This is a genomic window from Streptomyces akebiae (assembly GCF_019599145.1).
Lineage (GTDB): Bacteria > Actinomycetota > Actinomycetes > Streptomycetales > Streptomycetaceae > Streptomyces > Streptomyces akebiae.
On the sequence record NZ_CP080647.1, the window covers coordinates 1790919 to 1813074 of the forward strand.

A 22156-nucleotide genomic window follows, 5' to 3' on the forward strand; every position below is an offset into this window, starting at 1 on the left:
CGACCGGCTCCGTGACGGGCGCGACCGGCGACGGTGACCGTACGGAACCAGCCTCGGCGGCGGTCGGGACCGGCCCGCGCCACGGGCCTCGCCGGGCCCGGGGGCGGGGGCCGATCCCGTACGGTCTACCAGCCGACCGGCAGCGACCGCACCCCGTGGACCGTGGTCATCGTCAGCGCGAAGTCCTCCGGAGGCACGGTCAGACGCAGTCCCGGCAGGCGGTCGAAGAGGGCGGGCAGGCCGACCTGGAGTTCCGCGCGGGCGAGGGACTGGCCGATGCACTGGTGCAGTCCGTGGCCGAAGGCCAGGTGGCCGGCGGCGCTGCGGCGGACGTCCAGGGTGTCGGGGTCGGTGAAGGCGGACGGGTCGCGGTTGGCCGCCTGGAGCGCGACGAGCACGCCCTCACCCGCGCGGACACGGACGCCGGCCACCTCCACGTCCTCGGTGGCGATCCGGCGCAGTCCCGAGTGCGCGACGGTCAGATGACGCAGGAGTTCCTCGACGGCACCGGGCCACAGACCGGGCTCCGCGCGCAGGGCGGCCAGTTGCGCCGGGTGGCGCAGCAGGGCCACGACCGCCAGCGGGAACATGTTCGCGGTCGTCTCGTGTCCTGCCACCAGCAACAGCGAGGCGATGCCGACGGCCTCGGGCGCGCTCACCTCGCCGGTCGCCACCCGGTCCCGCGCGAGGCGTGAGAGGAGATCGTCGGTGGGCTCCCGGGCGCGCCGGGCGAGCAGTTCACCCAGGTACGTGTGGAGGGCCTTGCGGGCGGCCATCATCTCCTTCGGTCCCGACGAGAGACTGCTGAACGCGTTCGCCTGCCGCTGGAAGAAGTCGTGGTCCTCGTACGGCACGCCCAGCAGCTCGCAGATGGCGAGCGAGGGCAGCGGCAGGGCGTACGCCTTCACCAGGTCGGCGGTCGTGGCGCCGTCCGCCGTCATCGCGCCGAGCAGTTCGCCGCAGATCCGGGCGAGCGCCGGCCTCAGCTGTTCGATGCGGCGGAAGGTGAAGTCGGGGATCAGGACGCGGCGCAGGCGGGTGTGGTCGGGCGGGTCCATCATGAAGAACTGCCCCGGCGCGCGGGGCGGCGACTGCGGGCGGAAGCCGGGGAAGCCGTCGTGGGTCGCGTCGGCGCTGAAGCGGGGATCGGCGAGGACCGCGCGGGCGTCCTCGTGCCGGGTGATCAGCCACGGGCTGTTGTCACCCCAGATCGTCACCCGCCGGATCGGCTCCTCGGAACGCCACTTGGCGTACTCCGGCGACGGGTCGAGCAGCGGGCGCAGGGTGGGGAGGGGAGGGTGGGAAGGGTGGGTGGTCATGCGTGCGGCTCCTCTCGCGTCAGACCCGCGAGGCCTAGCAGCAGGGACTTGATCTCGGTGGCGGCGTACGCGTCGCGGGCCGGCTCGCTCGTGGAGCACAGCAGGACGGGACCGTCGTCGGGGTCGGCGGGGAGGCGGCCGTGGCTTCCCCGGATGCCGGCGGGGTCCAGCGGCACCGTGCTGATGCGGTAGCGGAAGCCCAGCTTCTTGCGGGCGACCTGGCCGATGGCGCGCAGCTTCACCGCGGGGACGGTCTCGTCGTAGAGCAGCTCGGCGGGGTCGTAGCCGGGCTTGCGGTGGATCTCGACCTGGCGGGCGAAGTCGGGGGCACGCGCGTCGTCGAGCCAGTAGTAGTACGTGAACCAGGCGTCGGGGTCGGCGACGGCGACGAGTTCGCCGGAGCGTTCGTGGTCCAGGCCGTGCGCGGCCTTGCCCTCGGCGTCCAACACCTCCTCCACACCGTCGAGTTCGGCCAGGAGCTTCGCGACCTCCGCCGTGTCGGCCGGGTCCCGTACGTACACGTGGGCCACTTGGTGGTCGGCGACCGCGAAGGCCCGTGAGGTCCAGGGGTCGAGGTACTCCATGCCGTCCTGGGTGTGCACCTGGAGCAGTCCGGCCCGGCGCAGGGCCCGGTTGATGTCGACGGGGCGGGACACGGGCGTGATGCCGTACTCGCTGAGGGCGACGACCGTGGCGTCCTCGCGCAGGAAGTGGTCGAGCAACGGGCGTAGCGCGTCGTCGAGTTGGCGGGCGGCGCGGATCGTGGCCGGTGAGTCCGGGCCGGATCGCTGTGGCTCGTAGTCGAGTTGGGGGAGGTAGACGAGAGTGAGGTCCGGGTCGTGCTCGTCGAAGACCTGGCGGGCGGCGCCCAGGATCCACTGGGTGGAGGGCATGCCTGCGTTGGGGCCCCAGTAGGTGAACAGGGGGAACGGGCCCAGGCGGTCGGTGAGTTCGTCGTGCAGGCTCGGCGGCCAGGTGTAGCAGTCGGGTTCCTTGCGGCCGTCGGAGTAGTACACCGGTCGCGGGGTGACCGTGAGGTCGACGTCCGCGCCCATCGCGTACCACCAGCAGATGTTGGCGACCTTGTACCCGGGATCGGTCCTGCGGGCCGTCTCCCAGATCTTCTCGCCGCCGACGAGCGCGTTGTGCTGGCGCCACAGCAGCACCTCGCCGAGGTCCCGGAAGTACCAGCCGTTGCCGACCGCGCCGTGCCCGGCGGGCGGTTCGCCGGTGAGGAACGTGGACTGGACCGTGCAGGTCACGGCGGGCAGGACGGGGTCGAGCCGGGCCTGGAAGCCACGCTCGCCGAGGGCGGCCACGGCGGGCATGTGCGCCAGCAGTTTCGGGGTGAGTCCGACGATGTCGAGTACGACGAGCCGGCGGGATCGGGTGCTCATCGCCGGTGCTCCTCGGTGCTGGGCCAAAGGCTCATCGATGGTTCTCCTTGAGGGTGGGCCGGGAGCCCGGTCAGGGGCTTCCCCGCGGGACGGTGTCGGGGACTCATCGCTGATCGTCCTTGAGGCCGAGGCCGGTCAACCGGTCGCGGGCCCACGCGAGTTCGGCGGCGATCCCACCGGGCAGGTCGGTGGGCGGTTCGGGCAGGACGGACCAGGTGTAGGTCTCGACCTCGATGTGGTCGCAGTCGGCCGCGGGCCCGCCGAGCAGTCCGGCCAGGACCTCGCCCAACTGGTCGGCGGTGGTGCGCAGCGGCGGTTCGGGGTCGGCGTGCAGCGGGGCGTGGAAGTGGACGCGCCAGGGGCCGGTGTCCGTGGGCAGGCCCCCGTCCAGCGCGTCCGGCAGATCGTCGACGCCCCGCACCTCCGGATCCCCCTGCTCGGCCGGCGTGCGCTTGTCCGGGTCCGTCCACCGTGCCGCCGTGCGCTGCTCCCGGTCCTTCCATCTGGCCGCCGTGCGCGTCTGGTGCAGGAAGCGTGGTTCGGCGAGGCGCCGCAGGGCCGCGCGGGCGGTGGGGTCGGCCGGGTCGGCGGCCTCCACCGCGCAGGACGCCTGGAGCTTGACGACCGGCAGACCGGCCTCGGCCAGGCGGCGCAGGGCCGCGCCGGGTTCCTCGAACTGCACGGCGAGGTGGCAGGCGTCGAGACAGACACCGAGCCGTTCGGGGTCGAGCCCGCGCAGTTCCCGTACGGCCTGGGCGGTGGTCTCCACGACGCAGCCGGGCTCGGGTTCGAAGCCGACGCGGACGCGGCGGCCGGTGTCCGACTCGATCGTGGCGAGCCCGGCGGCGAGCCGGTCCAGGGCACGGCGGGCGGTGTCGGCGCGGTCCGGCGGCCAGGGTGTGCGCCAGGCCAGCGGCAGGGTGGAGACGCTGCCGCGCTCCGCGTCGTCGGGCAGGAGCGCGGCGAGGACACGGGCGCAGTCGAGGGTGTGGCTCAGGCGGGCCTCGTCCGCCCAGTCGGGGAGGTAGACGTCCTTCTTGACCACTTCGCGGTGGAACCCGGCGTAGGGGAAGGCGTTCAGGGTGACGGTCTCCAGGCCGCGGGCTTCGAGTTCGTCCTTGAGGCGCCGTGACTCGCCCGGTTCCGAGGTCAGTCGGGCGACGACGTCACGGGCGAGCCAGAGTCCGATGCCCAGCCGGTCGACGCCCAGCCGCTCCCGCACCGGTTCCGCGTGGTCGGCGAGTTGCGCGAGGACGCCGTCGAGGTCCTCCGCCTGATGGACGTTGCTGCAGTAGCCGAGGTGGACGGCGGTGCCGTCGGGATGCCGGAAGCGCATGGGGGTCCCCTCACTCCCCGCCGCGCCGGACGGAGTTGCCCTGGAAGCTCGACTCCTCGTCCGGTTTGGGCTCGTCGAGGTCCAGCCGTCCGCTCTGGCCGTAGAACGCGACCGGGTTGCGCCACAGCACCCGGTCCACGGTGTCGTCGTCGAACCCGGCGGCGAGCATGGCGTCCGCGGTCTTCCGGGTCTTGAGTGGATCCGAACGGCCCCAGTCGGCGGCCGAGTTGACGAGGACGCGCTCGGTGCCGTGCTCCTGGAGGATGGTCACCATGCGGTCCTCGCTCATCTTGGTCCTGGGGTAGATCGAGAATCCGGCCCAGCAGCCGCTGTCGAGGACCATGCCCACGGTCAGCTCGTTGAGGTGGTCCAGGACGACGAGTTCGGGGGCGATGCCCGACTCCCGTACGACGTCCAGGGTCCGACGGGTCCCGGTGGCCTTGTCGCGGTGCGGGGTGTGCACGAGGGCGGGCAGTTCGTGCTCGATCGCGAACTGGAGCTGGAGCGCCAGGGCGTCGTCCTCCTCCGGCGTCATGGAGTCGTAGCCGATCTCGCCGACCGCGACCACCCGGTCCTTGGCGAGGTAGCGGGGCAGTTCGTCCAGGACGGGCCGGCACCGCGGATCGTTGGCCTCCTTGGGGTTGAGGGCGATCGTGCAGAAGTGCTGGATGCCGAACTGGGCGGCTCGGTAGGGCTCCCAGCCGAGCAGCGCGTCGAAGTAGTCGTAGAAGCTCTCGGGCGAGGTACGGGGCTGACCCAGCCAGAACGCCGGCTCGACGACGGCGCGCACTCCGGCCGCGTGCATCGCCTCGTAGTCGTCGGTGGTGCGGGAGGTCATGTGGATGTGGGGGTCGAAGATGCGCACGGGCAGGCCTTTTCCTCGGGTGATCCGGTGAACCGCGCCGGCGGTGGCCGTGGCGGTGACGATGAGGGGAGGTGGCCGGACGGACACGGTGACCATGCGGAGGCCGTGGCCGTGCGGGAGCGGTGGCTGCGGTGTGGCGGTGGCCGTGGTGTTGCGCTTACTGCGGTGGTGCGGCAAGGCAGCGGCTAGGGGTGGCCGTGGCCACGAGGATGCGATGGCCAGGGGAAGAGGCGAGGGCTGGGGAAGGTCGCGTCTACGGGAGGCAATGGCCAGGCGAAGGCCGTGGCCAGGGGAAGGCAAGGGCCAGGGGAAGGCCGTGGCTAGGGGGAGGCCGTGGCCCGATGGAGCGCCTCCAGGGCGTGCTCGGCGGCCTCTCGGCGCTCGGGCGCGGCGGCCCGCGTCTCCGCGGTGAGTCCGTCGGTGAGCCGGTCGGCTGCGGGGAAGGGCCGGACGACGGGCCAGATGTCCGCCGGTACGTCGCGCCCGGCGGCGACCCGCTCGTGCGCGAAGTCGGCCAGCATCCGGGCGAGTTCGGCGTCGGCACGGGCGGGAAGCCCGTCGATCCGGCCCAGTGGGATCTCCTGGAACACGCACTTCAGCACGGCCTGCCGGTACTCGGCGTCCGGCAGCCGGGCCGCGCCGTACGGGCCGAGGGCGGCCTCGATGACGCCGCTGTCGTTGCCCCGCAGGGCTTCACGGACTAGTGGCAGGGCGAGGTCGCCGAGGGGCTCCCTGGCCGCGTCGCCGCCGTCCGGGGCGGCGAGCAGCGGCAGGGTCCGCAGGACCGCCCGCTGTTCGGCCGGGTCGCCGTGGCGGTGCAGGCCGGCCAGTTCGTCGGCCAGCGGCTGTCCGCCCAGCGGCAACGCGGTCAGCAGGACGGCGCGGGCCGCCTCGTCGACGGTCCAGCGCGCGTCCAGCCGGGCACGCCCGCAGCGTCTTCGGGCGGCGGGGAACAGGGTGCGTACGGCAGCGGGGTGTGCGGTGACACGGGCCACGGCCTCGTCGAGCCAGGCGCGGGCGGCCGGGGCCGGCGGGTGGTGGGCGAGGAGTGTTCGGGGATCGGAGTGTTCGGCCGTCTCGGAGGGCGGCATTCGGGTGGAGACCATGACGGAACAACCTCCTGTGGGGGTGGAGGACCCGGAGTGCGGGGTGGGGCTGAAGGGGGCACGACGTGACGGGTGGCGGGTGAGATCGTCGGGCAGGGTCGGTCAGGTCGTCGCCGCACGCAGGAAGTCGAGGGAGCGGCGGGCCACTTCGGGGGCGTCGAGGGAACCGCCCTGGATTTCCACGGAGACCAGTCCGCGGTGGTCGAGGTCCTGGAGGGCGGCGAGCACGGGTGGGAAGTCGATCTCGCCGGTGCCGAGTTCGAGATGCCGGTGGACGCCCCTCCGCATGTCCTCGATCTGGACGTTCAGCAGACGCGGCGCGGCGAGGCGGACGCACTCCAGCACGGTCCGGTCCTCCACGCAGTGCGCGTGCCCCACGTCGAGGGTGATGCCGAACAGCTCGTGCCCACCGACCAGGTCGGCGAGTTCGAGGCACCGCTCCACGGTGTCGACGAACATGTACGGCTCGGGTTCGAAGGCCAGCGAGACGCCGTACTCCTCCGCCGTCTCCAGGACGCTCTCGACGCCCGCCGCGAGCCGTTTCCACGCGTCCCGCTCCGGCAGCCCGTCGTCGGGCGCCGGGCCGCTGCACAGGTGGACGGTGGGCGAGCCGAGGTCGGCGGCGATGCGTACGGCCCGTCGCAGCAGGTCGGTCCTGCGCTCGGCCCCGTCGGCCATGAGGGTCGGCTGGTGCTTGCCCCAGGGGTCGAGGAGGTAGGGCGCGCCGGTCTCCACCGTGACGTCCAGCCCGTGCCGGGCCAGGTCCCGGGCGATCTCGGCCACCCGCCGGGGCAGGTCGTCCGCGTACGGGTCGAGATGGCCGTGGTCGAGGGTGAGGGCGACACCGTCGTAGCCGAGGTCGGCGAGGACCGCGAGGACGTCGCCCAGCCGGTGGTTGGTGAAGCCGTTGGTGCCGTAGCCGAATCTGAGGGGGGTGGGGGGCGGGGTCATTCCGGCTTTCCTCCTGCGGAGGTCCGTGCTGTTCAGGTGGGGGAGATGCGCCGGGCGAGCCGCCGCGCGAGGGGGTGTACGACGCCGAGTGCCGCCGCCGCTGCCGTGGCTCCGCTCCGTGCGGTCAACGCCGCCTGCAGGGGCATCAGCCCGAGGATCCCGGCCCCGACGGCCCGTCGGACGTTCTCGCCCGACGGTTCCCCCACGGCACGGGCCTGAGCCGTGCCGTAGCTGCCGAGGTAGGCGAGGGCGCCCGCGGTCACCACGACGGCCCGGGCGGCCGCGGTGGTGCCGGCGCGCCCCTGAAGTCGCCCGGCACGCCAGGCCGCGGCCGTGCGGGCGGCCGGGAGTGCCGTGGCGAGGGCGGTGGTCGTGGAGGCGGCGAGGGTCGCGGCCGGGAGCCGGGCGGGGGCGCCCGAGATCTCGTGGCGGCTGAGGGCGGTCAGGGTGTAGGTGTGGGCGCCGACCAGCGCGGCGGGGACGGTGCCGCGCAGCAGGGCGGCACCGGTTCCGGTGGTGCGGTGCGGACCGCGCCCGGCGGCCAACGCACCCGCGAGCACGTCGAGGGCGCGCGCGGAGGCCATGGCGGCCGGGCCGGCCGGGGTGGACTTGAGCTTCAGGTCGTAGGCCCACACGGCGGCCGCCAGCGGAAGCGCTCCCATGAGGCTCCGGCGGCCCCCCGAGGCGGCGGCGAGCGCGAGGCCTCCGGCGGTCAGGGTGCCCGCGACGGCGAGGGCGGTGCGGCGCGGGACACGGCCGGACGGGACGGGGCGCTCGGGGCGCTCGACCGCGTCGATCACGGCGTCGGCGTAGTCGTTGAGGGCCATGCCGGCCCAGTAGAGGCAGACGGACGACCCCATCACGCCGACCGTCCGCAGGCCCAGCGGGTGCCCCGCGGCGGCGGCCCCCGCGAGCACATCGCCCGGGACGCTCAACGCGGCGGGCGCGCGGACGAGTTGTGCGAGGTCGGCAAGGCCCGGTCGAGGCCGTGAGCCGGAGCCCGGTACCGCTCTCCGATCTTTCATGGCGGCAACTTACCCACGCCACTTGAACATTCACACGGAAAAAGCGTGAAGACCTTTGCCTGTTCGTGATGTTGTCCGAGATGTTGCTCGGCGCGCGGGTGAACTCAGGGTTCCTGTCGCAGTCTCCGCCACACCGCCTTGGCCGCGTTGTGGCCCGACATTCCGTGCACCCCGGGTCCCGGCGGGGTCGCGGAGGAGCAGATGAAGACGGCCGGATGCGGGGTGTCGTACGGGCGGAGCGAGAGCTTGGGGCGAAGCAGCAGCTGGAGGCCGGAGGCGGCGCCGCAGGCGATGTCGCCGCCCACGTAGTTCGCGTTGTGCGCGGCGAGTTCGGGCGGGCCGGCGGTGGCGCGGGCGAGGACGCGGTCGCGGAAGCCCGGGGCGAAACGCTCCAGTTGGCGCTCGACGGCGTCCGTGAGGTCGCCCGTCCAGCCGTTCGGGACGTGGCCGTACGCCCAGAAGACGTGCTTGCCCTCGGGGGCTCGGCCGGGGTCCACCAGGCTGGGCTGCACGGTGATCAGGAAGGGGCGGTCGGGCGCGCGGCCCTGCCGGGAGGCCGCGTCGAGCGCCGCGCCGATCTCGGCCCGGCTCGCCCCGACCTGGACGGTACCGGCGACGCGTGCCTCCTCGGCGGTCCACGGCACGGGGCCGTCCAGCGCGTAGTCGAGCTTGAAGACGCTCGCGCCGTAGCGGTACGCGTCGTAGTGGCCGCCGAAGCCCGCGATCCGGGCCAGCGCGGTGGGTGAGGTGTCGAAGACGTAGGCGCGGGCGGGCGGCAGGTCGTCGAGGCGCTTGACCTCGTAGTCGGTGTGGACGGTGCCGCCGAGGTCCTTCAGGTAGGCGGCGAGCGCGTCGGAGATGGCTTGCGAGCCTCCCTTGGCGACCGGCCAGCCGGCGGCGTGCGCGGCCAGGGCGAAGACCAGGCCGACGGCGCCGGTGGCGAGGCCGCCGAGCGGGGCGATGACATGGGCGACGAGTCCGGCGAAGAGCGCCTTGGCCTTCTCGTCCTTGAAGCGGCGCATCAACCAGGTCGAGGGCGGCAGGCCTACGAGGCCGAAGCGGGCGAGGGTGACCGGATCACGGGGCAGGGCGGACAGCGGCAGCGACATGAAGTCCCGCACCAGCGTGTCCCACCGGGGCAGGAAGGGCTCGACCAGCCTGCGGTACGCACCCGCGTCACGCGGCCCGAACGAGGCGGCCGTCTCCCCCACCGAGCGCGACAGCACGGCCGCCGAGCCGTCGAGGAAGGGGTGCGCCATCGGGAGGTCGGCGTGCAGCCACTCCAGGCCGTAGCGGTGGAGCGGCATCGCCTTGAACGCGGGCGAGTTGACGCCGAGGGGGTGGGCGGCCGAGCAGGGGTCGTGGTGGAAGCCGGGCAGGGTCAGCTCGGCGGTGCGGGCGCCCCCTCCCACGGTGTCCTTCGCCTCGAACAGGGCCACGGAGAAGCCGCGGCGGGCCAGCTCCACGGCGGCCGTCAGGCCGTTCGGCCCCGCCCCCACCACCACCGCGTCGAGCATCGACGGCACGTCCGGACCCCTTCGTCGTCGTCGGCCGATGACCACCAGGCCTCGCCACCGGGCTCCCGCCGTGGGCAAGACCTGCGCTCAGGATATGCCGCGGCACCGACAGCGCCGGTCACGGGTGGCCCGCGCCGGAGGACTCACACTGCGGACCGCTCGGCATCCTCAGGTCACGGTGACCCGCGCCGGACGACTGGCACTCCGGGCCGCGTGGCGTCCTGCGCGGGACAGCGCGTCCGGTCCGGGCGTCCTCGCGCGCCGGCCGCTCCCTCCGCTCAGGCGGCCCCGCCCGCCAGCAGCCCCACCACCCGGCGGGCCGTGGCCGCGTCCCGGGACGCGGTGAAGGGCAGGGCGTTGCCGCCCGTGATGCGGAAGGGCACGCCGGACAGGGTGAGGTGGGCGCCGCCCGCCTCCTCGACCAGGAGGAGGCCGGCCGCGTGGTCCCAGGCCGCTTCCCAACTGAAGGCGACCGCGTCCAGGTTGCCCTCGGCGATGGCGAGATACTCCAGCCCGGCCGAGCCGCAGGCGCGCGGGGACACCCCGTCGGTCCAGAGGCCGAGCAGGGCCCGCTTCTGCTCCTCCGTGGTGTAGTCCGGGTGGGAGGTGGCTATGTCGAGGTCGCGGCCGGGCTCGGGCGACCCGGCGCGCAGCGGCTCACCGTCGAGCGTGGCCCCCCGACCCCGGATCGCCACGGCGAGCCGGTCGAGGGCGGGGGCGTACGTCCAGGAGGCGAGCAGAACCCCGCCCTGGGCGAGGGCGACGAGGGTGCAGAAGCCGGGCTCGCCGCGCACGAACTGCCGGGTGCCGTCCACCGGGTCGACGATCCAGACCGGCGCCTCGCCCTGGAGCGCCTCGTAAGACGCGGGGTTGGCGTGCACCGCCTCCTCGCCGACCACGACCGACCCGGGCAGCAGCGCGGGGAGCGCCTCCGTGAGGTACAGCTCGGCCTTGCGGTCGGCGTCGGTCACCAGGTCGTGCGGGCCGCTCTTCTGGTCGACCTCGTGCGCGGCGAGCTGCCGGAAGCGCGGCATGATCTCCGTGGCGGCGGCCTTGCGGATCGCTTCCTCGACGTCCGAGGCGTGGCGGGCGAGAAACTCGTCGATGGTTTCGTTGTCTTCGATCATGCCTCCATGACAGCACGCGGCACTGACAATCCCCACCCGTTCGATGTATTCAGCATGGAATCGCCGTGAATTCCCGGGTCCGTCCGGTGTGCGTCGCAAGCGCGAGGTCCGCCCCGGCTCAGCGCCCGACCGCGTACCCCTGCATGCCGCGCGGATTCGCCGCCGCCGACAGCACGCCGGTCTCCGGGTCGCGTGCGACCGCGCACAGACGGCCCTCGGACCAGGCCTCGCCGACGACGACGTCATGGCCGCGCCGGCGCAGTTCCTCGACGACCCGCCGGGGCGTCCGGGACTCGACGGTGACGCTGCCGGGACGCATGCCGCGCGGGTAGAAGGAGCCGGGGAAGCTGTCGTTGTGCCAGTTGGGGGCGTCGATCGCGCCCTGGAGGTCGAGGCCGCCGCGCACCCGCGGACGGAGGGCGACGGCGAGGAAGAAGTGCAGCTGCCACTGGTCCTGCTGGTCGCCGCCGGGCGTGCCGAAGGCCATGACGGGCACACCGTCGCGCAGCGCCAGCGACGGGGTGAGCGTGGTGCGTGGGCGGCGGCCAGGGGTGAGGGAGTTGGGCAGGCCCTCGTCCAGCCAGGCCATCTGCAGCCGGGTGCCGAGCGGGAAGCCCAGCTCGGGCACCACCGGGTTGGACTGCAGCCAGCCGCCGCTGGGCGTGGCCGCGACCATGTTGCCCCAGCGGTCGACGACGTCGAGGTGGCAGGTGTCGCCCCGGGTGGCGCCGTCCGCCGCGACCTCCGGCTCCCCCGGCACCGGCGACCGGGGACTCTTCGCCACGGTGGGCTCGCCGGCTCCCCCGAGGCCCTTGGCGACCGTGGGCTCGCCGACACCCAGCGCGCTGAAGCCCGGTTCGTCGGTGGCCACCACGCGCGCGTACGCGCTCAGCCGCGGGGTACGGCCGCCCGGGGCGCCCGGCAGCAGGTCGTACGAGGCCGTGTCGCCGACGAGCGCCCGTCGCGCGGCGTTGTACTCGTCGGACAGCAGTTCGGCGAGCGGCACCGGCGCCGCGTCCCCGTACCAGGCCTCCCGGTCCGCCATGGCGAGCTTGCAGCCCTCGACGAGGAGGTGGACGTACTCGGAGGACCCGTACGGGGGCAGGTCGCCCGGCAGCAGGGCGAGTTGCTGGAGGAGGACCGGGCCCTGGCTCCAGGGGCCCGCCTTGCACAGGGTCCAGCCGTTCCAGTCGTACGTCGCCGGTGCCTCGTAGGTCGCGGACCAGGCGGCCAGGTCGGCCATGGTGAGGGTGCCGGTGTGCCGTTCGCCGGTGGTGTCGAGGGTGGGCCGGCCGGCCTGGCGGACGAGGGCCTCGGCGACGAAGCCGGAGCGCCACACCGCGCGCGCCGCCTCGATCCGGGCCTCGCGGTCCCCGGCCCCCTCGACCTCGGCGAGCAGCCGCCGCCAGGTGGCGGCCAGGGCCGGGTTGCGGAAGAGCTCGCCGGGTCGGGGGGCGCGTCCGTCCGGCAGGTACACCTCCGCCGACGACAGCCACTCCTTCTCGAAGAGGTCCCGCACGGACTCGACGGTCGCCCCCACGTTCTCCACGGGCGGATGTCCGTCCTCCGCGTACCCGATGGCGTACTTCAGGACGTCGGCCAGGTCCTTGGTGCCGTGGTCGCGCAGGAGGAGCATCCACGCGTCGAAGGCGCCGGGCACGGCGGCGGCCAACGGGCCCGTGCCGGGGACGAGTTCCAGGCCGAGCTCCCGGTAGTGCGCGGCGGACGCCCCGGCGGGTGCCACGCCCTGTCCGCACAGCACCCGGACCTCGCCGCCGGCCGGGGCGAGGATGATGGGCACCTCGCCCGCCGGGCCGTTGAGGTGCGGTTCGACGACGTGCAGGACGAAGCCGGCCGCCACGGCCGCGTCGAAGGCGTTGCCGCCGTCCTCCAGGACCGCCATCGCCGACTGCGAGGCGAGCCAGTGCGTGGAGGACACCATGCCGAAGGTCCCCTGGAGCGTCGGTCGAGTGGTGAACACGGGCGGACTCCTCACTGCGCGACGGGCGTTCCGTGATCGTACGCAGCGCGCGTCGCACCGCGGCTCAGCCGAGGCGGCCCTCCGGGTCTTCTCCCGACCTCCGCCCCACCGTCAGCACATGTCCACTCGCCCCGAGCAGCGTGGGCTCCGACTCGATACGTCGGGTCGCCGCCAGCACGGCCTCCCGGCGCTCCGGGTCGTCCAGCCACTCCTCCACCCCGCCCATCAGCCAGGCGACGCCCTCGACGCCGTACTGCCCCTCGGGCGCGAGCCCGGCCTCGGCGAACTCGCGCGGCACGTCGGCCGGATCGGCGAAGTAGGCGGTGGTGAAGTGCGGGTCCGCCGCCGAGTACCGGTGCCTGCCGTGGGCCGACACTGCGTCGGTGCGCTCGCGGCGCTCCGGGATGAAGTAGTTCCCCTGCATGAGGCTGTCGTTGAGCCCCGCGAAGCGGTTGATCGTGGCCGCGACGACCGCGCCCCCCGGCCGCACCGCCCGCCGGGCCTCCGCCAAAGCCCTTACCCGGTGCGGGCGTTCGGGCAGATGGTAGAGCGGTCCGAGGAGGAGCACGACGCCGTACGCGGCGGTGTCGGCGGGCAGCGCACGGGCGTCGCCGAGCCGGGCGGTGACTCCGGGCAGCCGCCCGGACCGCTCCACGTGCATCGGCACGGGATCGACGACCTCGACCTCGTACCCGTCCTCGGCCAGCCATTCGGCGTGGATCCCCGTGCCGCCACCGACGTCCAGAACCCGCGCGGGGGCCCCGGGCAGCAGTCGGCGAAGGAGGTCCTGGGTGCGCCAGAACTCCAGCCGACCGGCGCCCTGTCTGAGGCGGGTGAGCTCCCCTCCCTGCTCGTAGTAGGCGAGTATCTCCTGGGGCAGGGCAGGGAGTTGGGGCTCGGTGTCGTACGGTGACCGGCTCATGGTTCCAGGGTGCTGATCACCGCGACGGACCCGCAACCGGTTATGAACCCGGGACGGGTCAGAAATCCGGGGCCAGCTGCGTCCATGCCGTCGTGCCGAGGCGGCCCGTGTTGCCGAGGTCGAGGCCGCCGTCGGGGGTGAGGACTTCGGCGGGGCGGCCGGGGAGCGGGGCGATGCGCAGGCCGGGGGCGTTGACGGCCGGTACGTCCGCCTCGGTGACCGTGTTGCGCCAGACCAGCGAGGTCGCCGCGGATTCGCCGGGTTTCAGGGTGACTTGGTGCGGACCGAGGTCGGGCACGCCCGTGGTGACGTCCTGGGGCCCCTGGAGGACGCGTACGTCGTCATAGGCCTCGCCGTCCGCGTCGAGCAGTTGGATCGAGGGGTAGCCCTCGACGGTGTACGTCTTCTCGCCGCAGTTGGTGAGGGTCACGCTCATCGCCCGCAAGCCCATCGCCGCCTCCACGAGGCCGGGCAGCATGCGCACTCCGGAGGTCGGGCAGGCGGCCGTGGCATCGGGTGAGGCGGCCTCGGCGGGCCCCGCGCCGGGTTCCGTCTCCGGGGCCACGGGCGGTTCCGAGACCCGCAGCCCCTCCGGCACGTGCGGGGGCGTCGGCGAGGCCGATCGCTGCGGTGCCGCGCGGTCGGGATCGAGTTCGCGGTCCACTTCGTCCGAGAGTCCGCAGCCACCGACGGCCAGGGTCAGCGCCGCCACCAGGAGCGCGGGGAAGGCCGTACGGCCGCGTATCGGGATCACGGGCCGATCCTCACACGAACGCGGCGCGGACGCCGTGACTCCGGGCGGGACGCCACCACTGCGCACGTGGGAGACCCAGTCACCGTGTATGCACGGAGCGCGTTCGCACTTTCGTCCCACAGGCAGTCGTGTGACACTGGCGTACCCCACCGCCCGGCGGTACCGCCGCCTCGACCCCGAGAAGTGCGCTGTGCGTGATCTCCCTCTGCCGCTCGCCCTCACCGCGCGACTGATGCCCGTCGCCGTACTCGCCGTCGCGGGCTGGGCGTTGTCGTCCGGTCCGCTGTCCGCGAGCCCGGCCGGGGAGGACTCCGCGCAGGACACGGCGTCGGGGCCCGTCTCGACCGACGAGTCCGCGCCGTCGACGACGACGGTGACCAAGACGTACGAGAAGGCGCCCTCGCCCTGCTCCGGCGTTACGGAGAAAACGGTCACATCACTTGTTCCCGGCGCGAAGACGGCCGGCAAGGAGATCGCGTCGACCAACGAGTCCGTACGCCGCACCTGCTCGTGGAACGCGCTCAAGGGCTTCGACTACCGCTGGCTGGACGTCTCGTACGAGATCCAGCAGTCGGACGACAAGGCCGAAAGCGCCTACAGGACGCGCACCACGGAGAAGAGTGGCGGCGGCGCCGTGCCCGGTCTCGGTGACGAGGCCTACTCCGTCGTGAACCTCACCACGGAGGACAAGCAGCAGACCCGCGAGGGCGTGGTGTACGTCCGGATGTCCAACGCCCTGGTGGTCGTCACCTACAACGGCAGCGACTTCGAGTCACGGAAGGCGCCCGGCACGGACGAGATCAACAAGGGCGCCATCAAGGCCGCGAAGGAAGCGGCGGCCGTGCTGGAGGACACCGTGTAGGGGCGTCTTCCGGCACGGCCGCCGCCGCTGCGATCACGCGTCCGTCAGACGGTCACCCGCTCCTTCTCGGTCCGGATCTTCTCCCGTTCGCCGGCCATGAGCACCACGTACAGCAGCATCGACGCGCCCAGGCCCACCGCCCAGCCGTAGTCGGCGAGCGGCTTGAGGAACGGGATCAGGCCGTCGTGCGGGAACGGTCCCGACGACACACCGTCCTCGGAGACGGTCGAGTACGAACCGCCGACCGCGAGGAGACCGCCGACCACGAAGGCCGCGATCGCCCGCCAGTTCCAGCCGGAGGCGTACCAGTAGCGCCCGCCGGGCGTGTAGAGGTCCGCCAGGTGCAGGACGGTACGGCGGACGATCCAGTAGTCGGCGATGAGGATGCCGGCGACGGTGCCGAGCAGACCGCCGACGACGCCGAGCCAGGTGAAGATGTAGAACTCGGGCGTGGAGATCAGCTTCCACGGGAAGATCAGGATGCCGACGACACCCGTGATGAGCGCGCCCGTACGGAAGTTGATGAGCTTCGGGGCCAGGTTCGCCAGGTCGTAGGCCGGTGAGACCACGTTCGCCGCGATGTTCACGGAGATGGTGGCGACCAGCACGGTGATCAGGGCGAAGAGGAGCCCGAAGACGTTGTCGGCCTTGGCGGCCAGCGTGACCGGGTCCCAGATGGCCTCGCCGTAGACGACCTCGGAGCCGGAGGTGACCAGCACGGCGAGGATCGCGAAGAGCGTCATCGTGGTGGGCAGGCCGAGGGACTGACCCCAGGTCTGCGCCTTCTGGCTGGCGCCGAAGCGGGTGAAGTCAGGGATGTTCAGGGACAAAGTGGCCCAGAAGCCGATCATTCCCATCAAGGACGGGAAGAACACCGGCCAGAAGTCGGCGCCCCAGCCGAGCTTGGACGGCTGGTCGAGCAGTGCGCCGAAGCCGTCGGCCTTGACCGCGATCCAGATCAGCAGCACGAGCGCGCCGACGATCACGAACGGCGCGGCCCAGTTCTCGAAGTGCCGCAGGAAGTCCATGCCGCGGTAGATGATCGCTATCTGCAGGGCCCAGAAGAGGATGAAGCAGAGCCACAGCGGCCACGGGTTGCCCGCGATCTTCCCCGCGCTCTCCCACTCGCCGCCGGTGAGCTTGGAGCCGAGAACGAATATCCCGGAGCCGCCGATCCAGGTCTGGATGCCGAACCAGCCGCAGGCCACGGCGGCCCGGATCATCGCCGGGATGTTGGCGCCGCGCAGACCGAAGGAAGCGCGGGCCAGCACCGGGAAGGGGATGCCGTACTTGGGTCCGGCGTGTCCGGTGGCCAGCATCGGCAGCAGCACGATGACGTTGGCCAGGGCGATGGTGAAGACGGCCTGCTTCCAGTCCATGCCGAGGGCGACCAGGCCGGAGGCGAGGGTCCAGCTGGGGATGCAGTGGGCCATGGAGATCCACAGCGCCGCGAAGTTGTACGTCGTCCACTTGCGCTCGGAGACGGGTACGGGGCGCAGGTCCTCGTTGGCGAAGGGGCTGTCGGCGGGGAAGGCCCCGGGGGCCAGCTCGATCCGGCCGGAGGGGTCGGCGGACTGGGCTGTCGGCGCCCCCGGGGGAGCTATGTCGGTCATGGGCAGGCCAATCAGGGGAGGCGGGACGGGAAGAAAGGCCGTGCGGAGGCCTTGGGCCCTTCCCCTCCGGGACGGCGGAGGGGAAGGAGACAAGGTGTGGGGGGTCTTGAGGGGTCTTGAGGACCGGTTCGGAGCGGTTGGTTCCGGTTCGGGGTGGCCGGATTGTCGCAGCCGCCGAGCTGTTCGGGGAAGCCCGGTCAGCCGTTGACCGCCGGGATGACCGTCGAGCCGTACGCGTCGATCACCCTCTCCTGGGCGTCGTGCATGTCGTAGACGGCGAACTGGTCCACGCCGAGCGCCCGCAGCGCGTTCAGCTTCTCGATGTGCATGGCGGGGGTGCCGATGACGCAGAACCGGTCCACGATCTCGTCGGGCACGAACTGGGTGTCGGGGTTGTCGGCGCGCCCGTGGTGGGAGTAGTCGTACCCCTCGCGCGCCTTGATGTAGTCCGTCAGCTCCTCCGGTACGGCCGCCGAGTGCTCCCCGTACTTGGACACCAGGTCGGCGACGTGGTTGCCGACCATCCCGCCGAACCAGCGGCACTGCTCGCGCGCGTGGGCCAGCGCCTCGGGCGAGTCGTCCTCGGTGACGTACGCGGGGGCGGCCACGCAGATCTTCACCTCGGACGGATCGCGCCCGGCGGCCACGGCCGCGTCCTTGACCGCCTTGACCATGTACTCGGTGAGGTACAGGTCGGAGAGCTGGAGGATGAAGCCGTCGGCCTCCTCGCCGGTCATCTTCAGGGCCTTGGGGCCGTACGCGGCCATCCAGACCGGGAGTTCGGCGCCCTCCTTGATCCAGGGGAACCGGATGACCGTGCCGCCGAGGTCGGCCTCTCCCCCACTGCCCAGCGAGCGGATGACCTTCATCGCCTCGCTGATCCGGGCCAGCGTGTTGGGCTTGCGGCCCGCGACCCGCATCGCCGAGTCGCCGCGTCCGATGCCGCAGACCGTGCGGTTGCCGAACATGTCGTTGAGCGTGGCGAAGGTCGAGGCGGTGACCTCCCAGGTGCGGGTGCCCGGGTTGGTGACCATCGGGCCGACCGTCAGTTTCGTCGTGCTGGAGAGGATCTGGCTGTAGATGACGAACGGCTCCTGCCAGAGCACGGCGGAGTCGAAGGTCCAGCCGTACGTGAAGCCGTTGTCCTCGGCGCGTTTCATCAGCTCGATGACACGCGAGGCCGGCGGGTCGGTCTGCAGGACGAGTCCGAAGTCCATGTGCTCCACTCCTAGTTGAGGTACTGACAGGTGGAGCGGGGCGTGTAGGCACCGTGCCCGGCGTGCCCGGTGTACTCCCGCTCGGTGATGACGAGTTCGCCGCGCGAGAGGACCGTCTCGACCCGGCCGGTGGTGCGCTTGCCCTCGTACGCCGAGTAGTCGACGTTCATGTGGTGCGTCTCTACGGACATGACCTGCTCGGCGTGCGGGTCGTAGATCACGATGTCGGCGTCCGCGCCCGGCGCGATCGTGCCCTTCTTCGGGTACATGCCGAACATCCGGGCCGGGGTCGCGCAGGCGATCTCGATCCAGCGGCGGCGCGAGATGTGCCCGTCCACGACCGCCTGGTGCAGGAGGTCCATCCGGTTCTCGACGCCCGGGAGACCGTTGGGGATCTTGGAGAAGTCCCCGCGGCCGAGCTCCTTCTGCCCGACGAAGCAGAAGGGGCAGTGGTCGGTGGAGACCACCTGGAGGTCGTTGGTGCGCAGGCCCTGCCACAGCTTGGCCTGGTGTTCGCGCGGCCTCAGGGGCGTGCTGCACACGTACTTGGAGCCCTCGAAGTCCGGCTCGGCGAGGTTGTCCGTGGAGAGGAACAGATACTGCGGGCAGGTCTCGCCGAAGACGTTGAGCCCCTCGTCGCGGGCCCGTGCCAGCTCGGCGACTGCCTCCATCGCCGAGACGTGCACGACGTACAGGGGGGCGCCCGCGACCTGGGCGAGCTTGATGGCGCGGTGGGTGGCCTCGGCTTCGAGCAGGGCCTTGCGGACCTCGCCGTGGTAACGGGGGTCGGTCTCGCCGCGCGCCAGGGCCTGTTCGACCAGGACGTCGATCGCGATGCCGTTCTCCGCGTGCATCATGATCAGGCCGCCGTTGTCGGCGGAGCGCTGCATGGCCCGCAGGATCTGGCCGTCGTCGCTGTAGAAGACGCCCGGGTAGGCCATGAACTGCTTGAAGGAGGTCACGCCCTCCTGCACCAGCAGGTCCATCTCCTTGAGCGTGTCCTGGTTCACGTCCGACACGATCATGTGGAAGCCGTAGTCGATCGCGCAGTTGCCCTCCGCCTTGGCGTGCCAGGCGTCGAGGCCCTCGCGGAGGGTGTGGCCGACGCTCTGCACGGCGAAGTCGACGATCGTCGTCGTACCGCCCCAGGCGGCGGCTCGGGTGCCGGTCTCGAAGGTGTCGGAGGCGAAGGTGCCGCCGAAGGGGAGTTCCATGTGGGTGTGGGCGTCCACGCCGCCGGGGATCACGTACTTCCCCGTGGCGTCGATGGTGCGTTCGGCGGTCCAGGCCTCCGCGGCGGTTGTGCCGGCGGCGGCGAGGGCGGCGACGCGGCCGTCCTCGATCAGGACATCGGCGTGGATCTCATCCGAGGCTGTGATGACGAGACCGCCGCGGATGACTGTACGGCCGCTCATTCGGTCACGCTCCGTTCGGTTGTCGGGACAGTGCCGGTCGTTCGTGGCTGGTCGCTCCCCCACTCTCGACTCCGCTCGAGCGGGAGGGGCCCCCATCGCGGCGGAAGCCGCATATCAGGCACAGCCCCGCGCCCCTTGAAGGCAGCGGGGCGCGGGGAGGCTTCGTTACGGCGCCGTCAGCGGGCCGTACGCGTCCGGGCGGCGGTCGCGGAAGAACTGCCAGCGGTCGCGGACCTCGCGGAGCTTGGCCAGGTCCAGGTCGCGGACGACGAGTTCGGTCTCCTTGTCGCTGGCCACCTCGCCGACGAACTGGGCCTCGGGGTCCACGAAGTAGGAGGTGCCGTAGAAGTCGTTGTCGCCGAGTTCCTCGACGCCGACCCGGTTGATGGCGCCGATGAAGTACTCGTTGGCGACGGCCGACGCCGGCTGCTCCAGCTGCCAGAGGTAGCGGGACAGGCCGCGCGAGGTGGCCGACGGGTTGAAGACGATCTCGGCGCCGCCGAGACCCAGCGCACGCCAGCCCTCCGGGAAGTGCCGGTCGTAGCAGATGTAGACGCCGATCCTCCCGACCGCCGTGTCGAAGACGGGCCAGCCCGCGTTGCCGGGGCGGAAGTAGAACTTCTCCCAGAATCCGGGGACTTGGGGGATGTGGTGCTTGCGGTACTTGCCGAGGTACTTGCCGTCCGCGTCGATCACGGCGGCGGTGTTGTAGAGGACGCCCGGCTGCTCCTCCTCGTACATCGGCAGCACGAGGACGAGGCCGAGCTCCTTGGCGAGCGCCTGGAAGCGCTTGACGATGGGGCCGTCGGGGATCGCTTCCGCGTACTCGTAGAACGCCTTGTCCTGGACCTGGCAGAAGTAGGGCCCGTAGAACAGCTCCTGGAAGCACAGCACTTGAGCACCCTGGGCGGCCGCGTCGCGGGCCGCCTGCTCGTGGACCTGGATCATCGACTCCTTGTCGCCGGTCCAGGCCGTCTGGAAGATGGCTGCGCGGATGACTCTGCTCATCGGGACCTCCGGTCACTCGGTGTGCAGCGAGAGTAGGAAGTCCGGGAAGCCGGTTTGAGTTGCACGGTGTCACGTCTGCGGGCCTTCTCCGTTCCACCGTGTCACCCCTTCGTGGGCGCATGTTTCACCGCCGTTTTCGCAGGTCCCGGCATGTTTCAGGCCTGTTGCGCGTCGTGGGCGAGGAGGGCGATGTGGACGGAGGCGGCCTGTTCGAAGTCGTCGAGGTCCACACCCAGCCGGGCCTCTATGGCTTCCAGCCGGCGGTACAGCGCGGGCCGGCTCACATGGTGCAGCTGAGCGGTGTGCGACTTGTTGCGGCCGGTCGCCAGATAGGTCCGCAGGACGGGCAGCAGATCCTGCTCGGTGTGTCCGTCGCCGCACAGCAGCCCGTCCAACTCCCTCTCGGCGAAGGCCTGCACGTGCGGGTCGTCGCGCAACAGCCGGATCAGGCCCCGCAGATGGACATCACGGAGGCGTACGACGACGGGGAGGTCCAGCCCGGTCGTGGCGGACTGGGCGACGGCGTCCGCCACATGACGCGCCTCCCGCAGCCCGCCCGGCACGTCCTCCCAGGTGGTCCGCGCCTCGGCGGCGGCCACGACCGTCCGGCCCACCCCCGACTCGGACCGCAGCCGCGTCGCGAAGTGCGCGGTGAGCGCGGTCGCGTCCTGGTCCCGGGCGAGACTGAGGAGTATGGCGGTGGCCCCCTCCGCCAGTTCGGCGACGAGGCCGGGAAGGCCCAACATCCGCAGCACGCGGTCGAGTTGGGCCGGATCGCCGTCGCGTACGACGAGGGGCACGAAGGCCCGGCGGTTGACCGGCAGCCCCGCCGCCCGCGCCCTGGGCAGCAGCTGCCGGGCCGGGACGACCCCGGAGACGAGGTCCGTCAGCAGGCTCTGGGCGGACTGTTCCTCCCAGGAGTGCGCCGCGCCGCCGAGCATGCGGTGCAGGACGAGCGCCTCGGCGGCCCGGTCGGCGAGCAGCCGCCCGGTGGCGGTGTCGCCCCGGTAGCCGCACAGCACGATCTGCCCCCAGCGCTCCCCGCGTCCGCCCAGCTCGGCCCGGACCCAGCCGTCGCCCTGGGTGCCGCCCGCCTGGCGGGAGATGCGTTCCCAGTCGCGCAGCACGTCGTCGACCGCCGACCGCTCCCCCGCCGTGGCGAGGACACGGTGGGCGAGGTTGGTGACGACGAGCGGACAGCCCGCGTGCTGGGCGATCTCGTCGAGCAGCCGTTGCAGCGGGGCGCCCGCGGTGATGAGCCCGGTCAGGGCCGTGCGGACGGCCTCGGACAGGCTCACGGCCGCGAACTTCCGCCGTACGAGCCGGGACTGCACCTCCTCGGTCAGTTCGGCGAAGGGGAACGGCCGGTGCAGCACCACCATGGGCAGACCGCACCGCTCCGCCGCCCGCCGCATCACGTCGGGCGGCGTCGGGAAGGCCCGGCCGAGGCCGAGGACGACCGCCGCGGCCTCGGCCCGGTACAGCGAGCGGATGTACTCGGCCTGTGCCTCCTCGTCGCCGGCGAGCAGGACCCCGGTGGTGAGGACCATCTCGCCGCCGCTGAGCATCACGCCGACGTCGGGCGCCTCGGCCACGTGCACCCAGCGCACGGGCCGGTCGAGCTGACCGGCCCCGGCCACCACCTCGGGCTCCCCGGCGAGGACCCGGTCCAGGGCGAGGACCTGGCGTACCGACAGGGCGGGTTCCAAGGCGGTGGTCATGGCGCGGGCTTCCTTACATC

Annotated in this window: 18 protein-coding genes; 1 reads left to right on the forward strand and 17 read right to left on the reverse strand. The window is 72.3% G+C overall.

Annotation, left to right across the window (positions count from 1 at the left end; genetic code table 11):
* Window positions 1-125 precede the first annotated feature (125 nt).
* The 12 genes from K1J60_RS07840 to K1J60_RS07895 form a co-directional block, all read right to left on the reverse strand.
* Window positions 126-1319, reverse strand: coding sequence for a cytochrome P450 (locus K1J60_RS07840; protein WP_220645547.1), 1194 nt, complete (start codon window positions 1317-1319; stop codon window positions 126-128).
* A complete protein-coding gene (locus tag K1J60_RS07845; RefSeq protein ID WP_220645548.1) occupies window positions 1316-2716 on the reverse strand; it encodes an alkaline phosphatase family protein in 1401 nt (466 codons plus the stop codon). Before K1J60_RS07845 ends, K1J60_RS07840 begins: the two co-directional genes overlap by 4 nt.
* A 103-nt stretch (window positions 2717-2819) precedes the next feature.
* Window positions 2820-4052 (reverse strand): metabolite traffic protein EboE, encoded by a 1233-nt coding sequence (eboE, locus tag K1J60_RS07850; RefSeq protein ID WP_220645549.1) that lies wholly within the window; start codon window positions 4050-4052, stop codon window positions 2820-2822.
* Window positions 4053-4062: 10 nt separating this feature from the next.
* The gene (locus K1J60_RS07855; RefSeq protein ID WP_220651334.1) at window positions 4063-4917 is read right to left on the reverse strand and encodes a TatD family hydrolase; all 855 of its coding nucleotides are present in this window, start codon (window positions 4915-4917) and stop codon (window positions 4063-4065) included.
* A gap of 320 nt (window positions 4918-5237) precedes the next feature.
* Complete coding sequence (locus K1J60_RS07860; protein WP_220645550.1) at window positions 5238-6023, reverse strand: EboA domain-containing protein; 786 nt, start codon at window positions 6021-6023, stop codon at window positions 5238-5240.
* Window positions 6024-6125: 102 nt separating this feature from the next.
* Window positions 6126-6974 carry a sugar phosphate isomerase/epimerase family protein gene (locus tag K1J60_RS07865; protein WP_220645551.1) on the reverse strand — a complete coding sequence of 283 codons (849 nt, stop codon included), beginning with the start codon at window positions 6972-6974 and terminating at the stop codon, window positions 6126-6128.
* A gap of 32 nt (window positions 6975-7006) precedes the next feature.
* Entirely contained in the window at window positions 7007-7999 is a 993-nt protein-coding gene (locus K1J60_RS07870; RefSeq protein ID WP_220645552.1) for an SCO3242 family prenyltransferase, read from the reverse strand.
* A gap of 104 nt (window positions 8000-8103) precedes the next feature.
* Window positions 8104-9516, reverse strand: coding sequence for a phytoene desaturase family protein (locus K1J60_RS07875; RefSeq protein ID WP_220651335.1), 1413 nt, complete (start codon window positions 9514-9516; stop codon window positions 8104-8106).
* 278 nt (window positions 9517-9794) lie between these two features.
* Complete coding sequence (locus K1J60_RS07880; protein WP_220645553.1) at window positions 9795-10643, reverse strand: inositol monophosphatase family protein; 849 nt, start codon at window positions 10641-10643, stop codon at window positions 9795-9797.
* 118 nt (window positions 10644-10761) lie between these two features.
* The gene (locus tag K1J60_RS07885) at window positions 10762-12624 is read right to left on the reverse strand and encodes a gamma-glutamyltransferase family protein (RefSeq protein WP_220645554.1); all 1863 of its coding nucleotides are present in this window, start codon (window positions 12622-12624) and stop codon (window positions 10762-10764) included.
* Window positions 12625-12688: 64 nt separating this feature from the next.
* Window positions 12689-13546 carry a class I SAM-dependent methyltransferase gene (locus tag K1J60_RS07890; protein ID WP_220645555.1) on the reverse strand — a complete coding sequence of 286 codons (858 nt, stop codon included), beginning with the start codon at window positions 13544-13546 and terminating at the stop codon, window positions 12689-12691.
* A gap of 58 nt (window positions 13547-13604) precedes the next feature.
* Window positions 13605-14300: a DUF4232 domain-containing protein gene (locus K1J60_RS07895; protein WP_259407608.1), complete on the reverse strand. Its 696-nt coding sequence runs from the start codon at window positions 14298-14300 to the stop codon at window positions 13605-13607.
* A 190-nt stretch (window positions 14301-14490) separates the two neighbouring features.
* Here K1J60_RS07895 and K1J60_RS07900 point away from each other — a divergent pair, with 190 nt between their 5' ends.
* Window positions 14491-15162, forward strand: a complete 672-nt coding sequence (locus K1J60_RS07900) for a hypothetical protein (protein ID WP_220645556.1) — start codon at window positions 14491-14493, stop codon at window positions 15160-15162.
* Between the two features lie 44 nt (window positions 15163-15206).
* On the opposite strand, the gene K1J60_RS07905 is transcribed toward K1J60_RS07900, so the two are convergent.
* From K1J60_RS07905 to K1J60_RS07925, 5 genes are all read right to left on the reverse strand, one after another.
* Window positions 15207-16775, reverse strand: coding sequence for an NCS1 family nucleobase:cation symporter-1 (locus tag K1J60_RS07905; RefSeq protein ID WP_220645557.1), 1569 nt, complete (start codon window positions 16773-16775; stop codon window positions 15207-15209).
* A gap of 197 nt (window positions 16776-16972) precedes the next feature.
* Window positions 16973-17992 carry a TIGR03842 family LLM class F420-dependent oxidoreductase gene (locus tag K1J60_RS07910; RefSeq protein WP_220645558.1) on the reverse strand — a complete coding sequence of 340 codons (1020 nt, stop codon included), beginning with the start codon at window positions 17990-17992 and terminating at the stop codon, window positions 16973-16975.
* A gap of 11 nt (window positions 17993-18003) precedes the next feature.
* On the reverse strand, window positions 18004-19407 hold the full coding sequence (gene hydA / locus K1J60_RS07915; RefSeq protein WP_220645559.1) for a dihydropyrimidinase: 1404 nt from the start codon (window positions 19405-19407) through the stop codon (window positions 18004-18006).
* 165 nt (window positions 19408-19572) lie between these two features.
* Window positions 19573-20415, reverse strand: coding sequence for a nitrilase-related carbon-nitrogen hydrolase (locus tag K1J60_RS07920; protein ID WP_220645560.1), 843 nt, complete (start codon window positions 20413-20415; stop codon window positions 19573-19575).
* Window positions 20416-20570: 155 nt separating this feature from the next.
* A complete protein-coding gene (locus tag K1J60_RS07925; RefSeq protein ID WP_220645561.1) occupies window positions 20571-22136 on the reverse strand; it encodes a PucR family transcriptional regulator in 1566 nt (521 codons plus the stop codon).
* Window positions 22137-22156: the final 20 nt, after the last annotated feature.

Coding starts and splice junctions, on each gene's coding strand:
- K1J60_RS07840 (WP_220645547.1), bottom strand. CDS start 1,319: ATGACCACCCACCCTTCCCACCCTCCCCTCCCCACCCTGCGCCCGCTG.
- K1J60_RS07845 (WP_220645548.1), bottom strand. CDS start 2,716: ATGAGCACCCGATCCCGCCGGCTCGTCGTACTCGACATCGTCGGACTC.
- eboE (WP_220645549.1), bottom strand. CDS start 4,052: ATGCGCTTCCGGCATCCCGACGGCACCGCCGTCCACCTCGGCTACTGC.
- K1J60_RS07860 (WP_220645550.1), bottom strand. CDS start 6,023: ATGGTCTCCACCCGAATGCCGCCCTCCGAGACGGCCGAACACTCCGAT.
- K1J60_RS07865 (WP_220645551.1), bottom strand. CDS start 6,974: ATGACCCCGCCCCCCACCCCCCTCAGATTCGGCTACGGCACCAACGGC.
- K1J60_RS07870 (WP_220645552.1), bottom strand. CDS start 7,999: ATGAAAGATCGGAGAGCGGTACCGGGCTCCGGCTCACGGCCTCGACCG.
- K1J60_RS07875 (WP_220651335.1), bottom strand. CDS start 9,516: ATGCTCGACGCGGTGGTGGTGGGGGCGGGGCCGAACGGCCTGACGGCC.
- K1J60_RS07880 (WP_220645553.1), bottom strand. CDS start 10,643: ATGATCGAAGACAACGAAACCATCGACGAGTTTCTCGCCCGCCACGCC.
- K1J60_RS07890 (WP_220645555.1), bottom strand. CDS start 13,546: ATGAGCCGGTCACCGTACGACACCGAGCCCCAACTCCCTGCCCTGCCC.
- K1J60_RS07905 (WP_220645557.1), bottom strand. CDS start 16,775: ATGACCGACATAGCTCCCCCGGGGGCGCCGACAGCCCAGTCCGCCGAC.
- K1J60_RS07910 (WP_220645558.1), bottom strand. CDS start 17,992: ATGGACTTCGGACTCGTCCTGCAGACCGACCCGCCGGCCTCGCGTGTC.
- hydA (WP_220645559.1), bottom strand. CDS start 19,407: ATGAGCGGCCGTACAGTCATCCGCGGCGGTCTCGTCATCACAGCCTCG.
- K1J60_RS07920 (WP_220645560.1), bottom strand. CDS start 20,415: ATGAGCAGAGTCATCCGCGCAGCCATCTTCCAGACGGCCTGGACCGGC.
- K1J60_RS07925 (WP_220645561.1), bottom strand. CDS start 22,136: ATGACCACCGCCTTGGAACCCGCCCTGTCGGTACGCCAGGTCCTCGCC.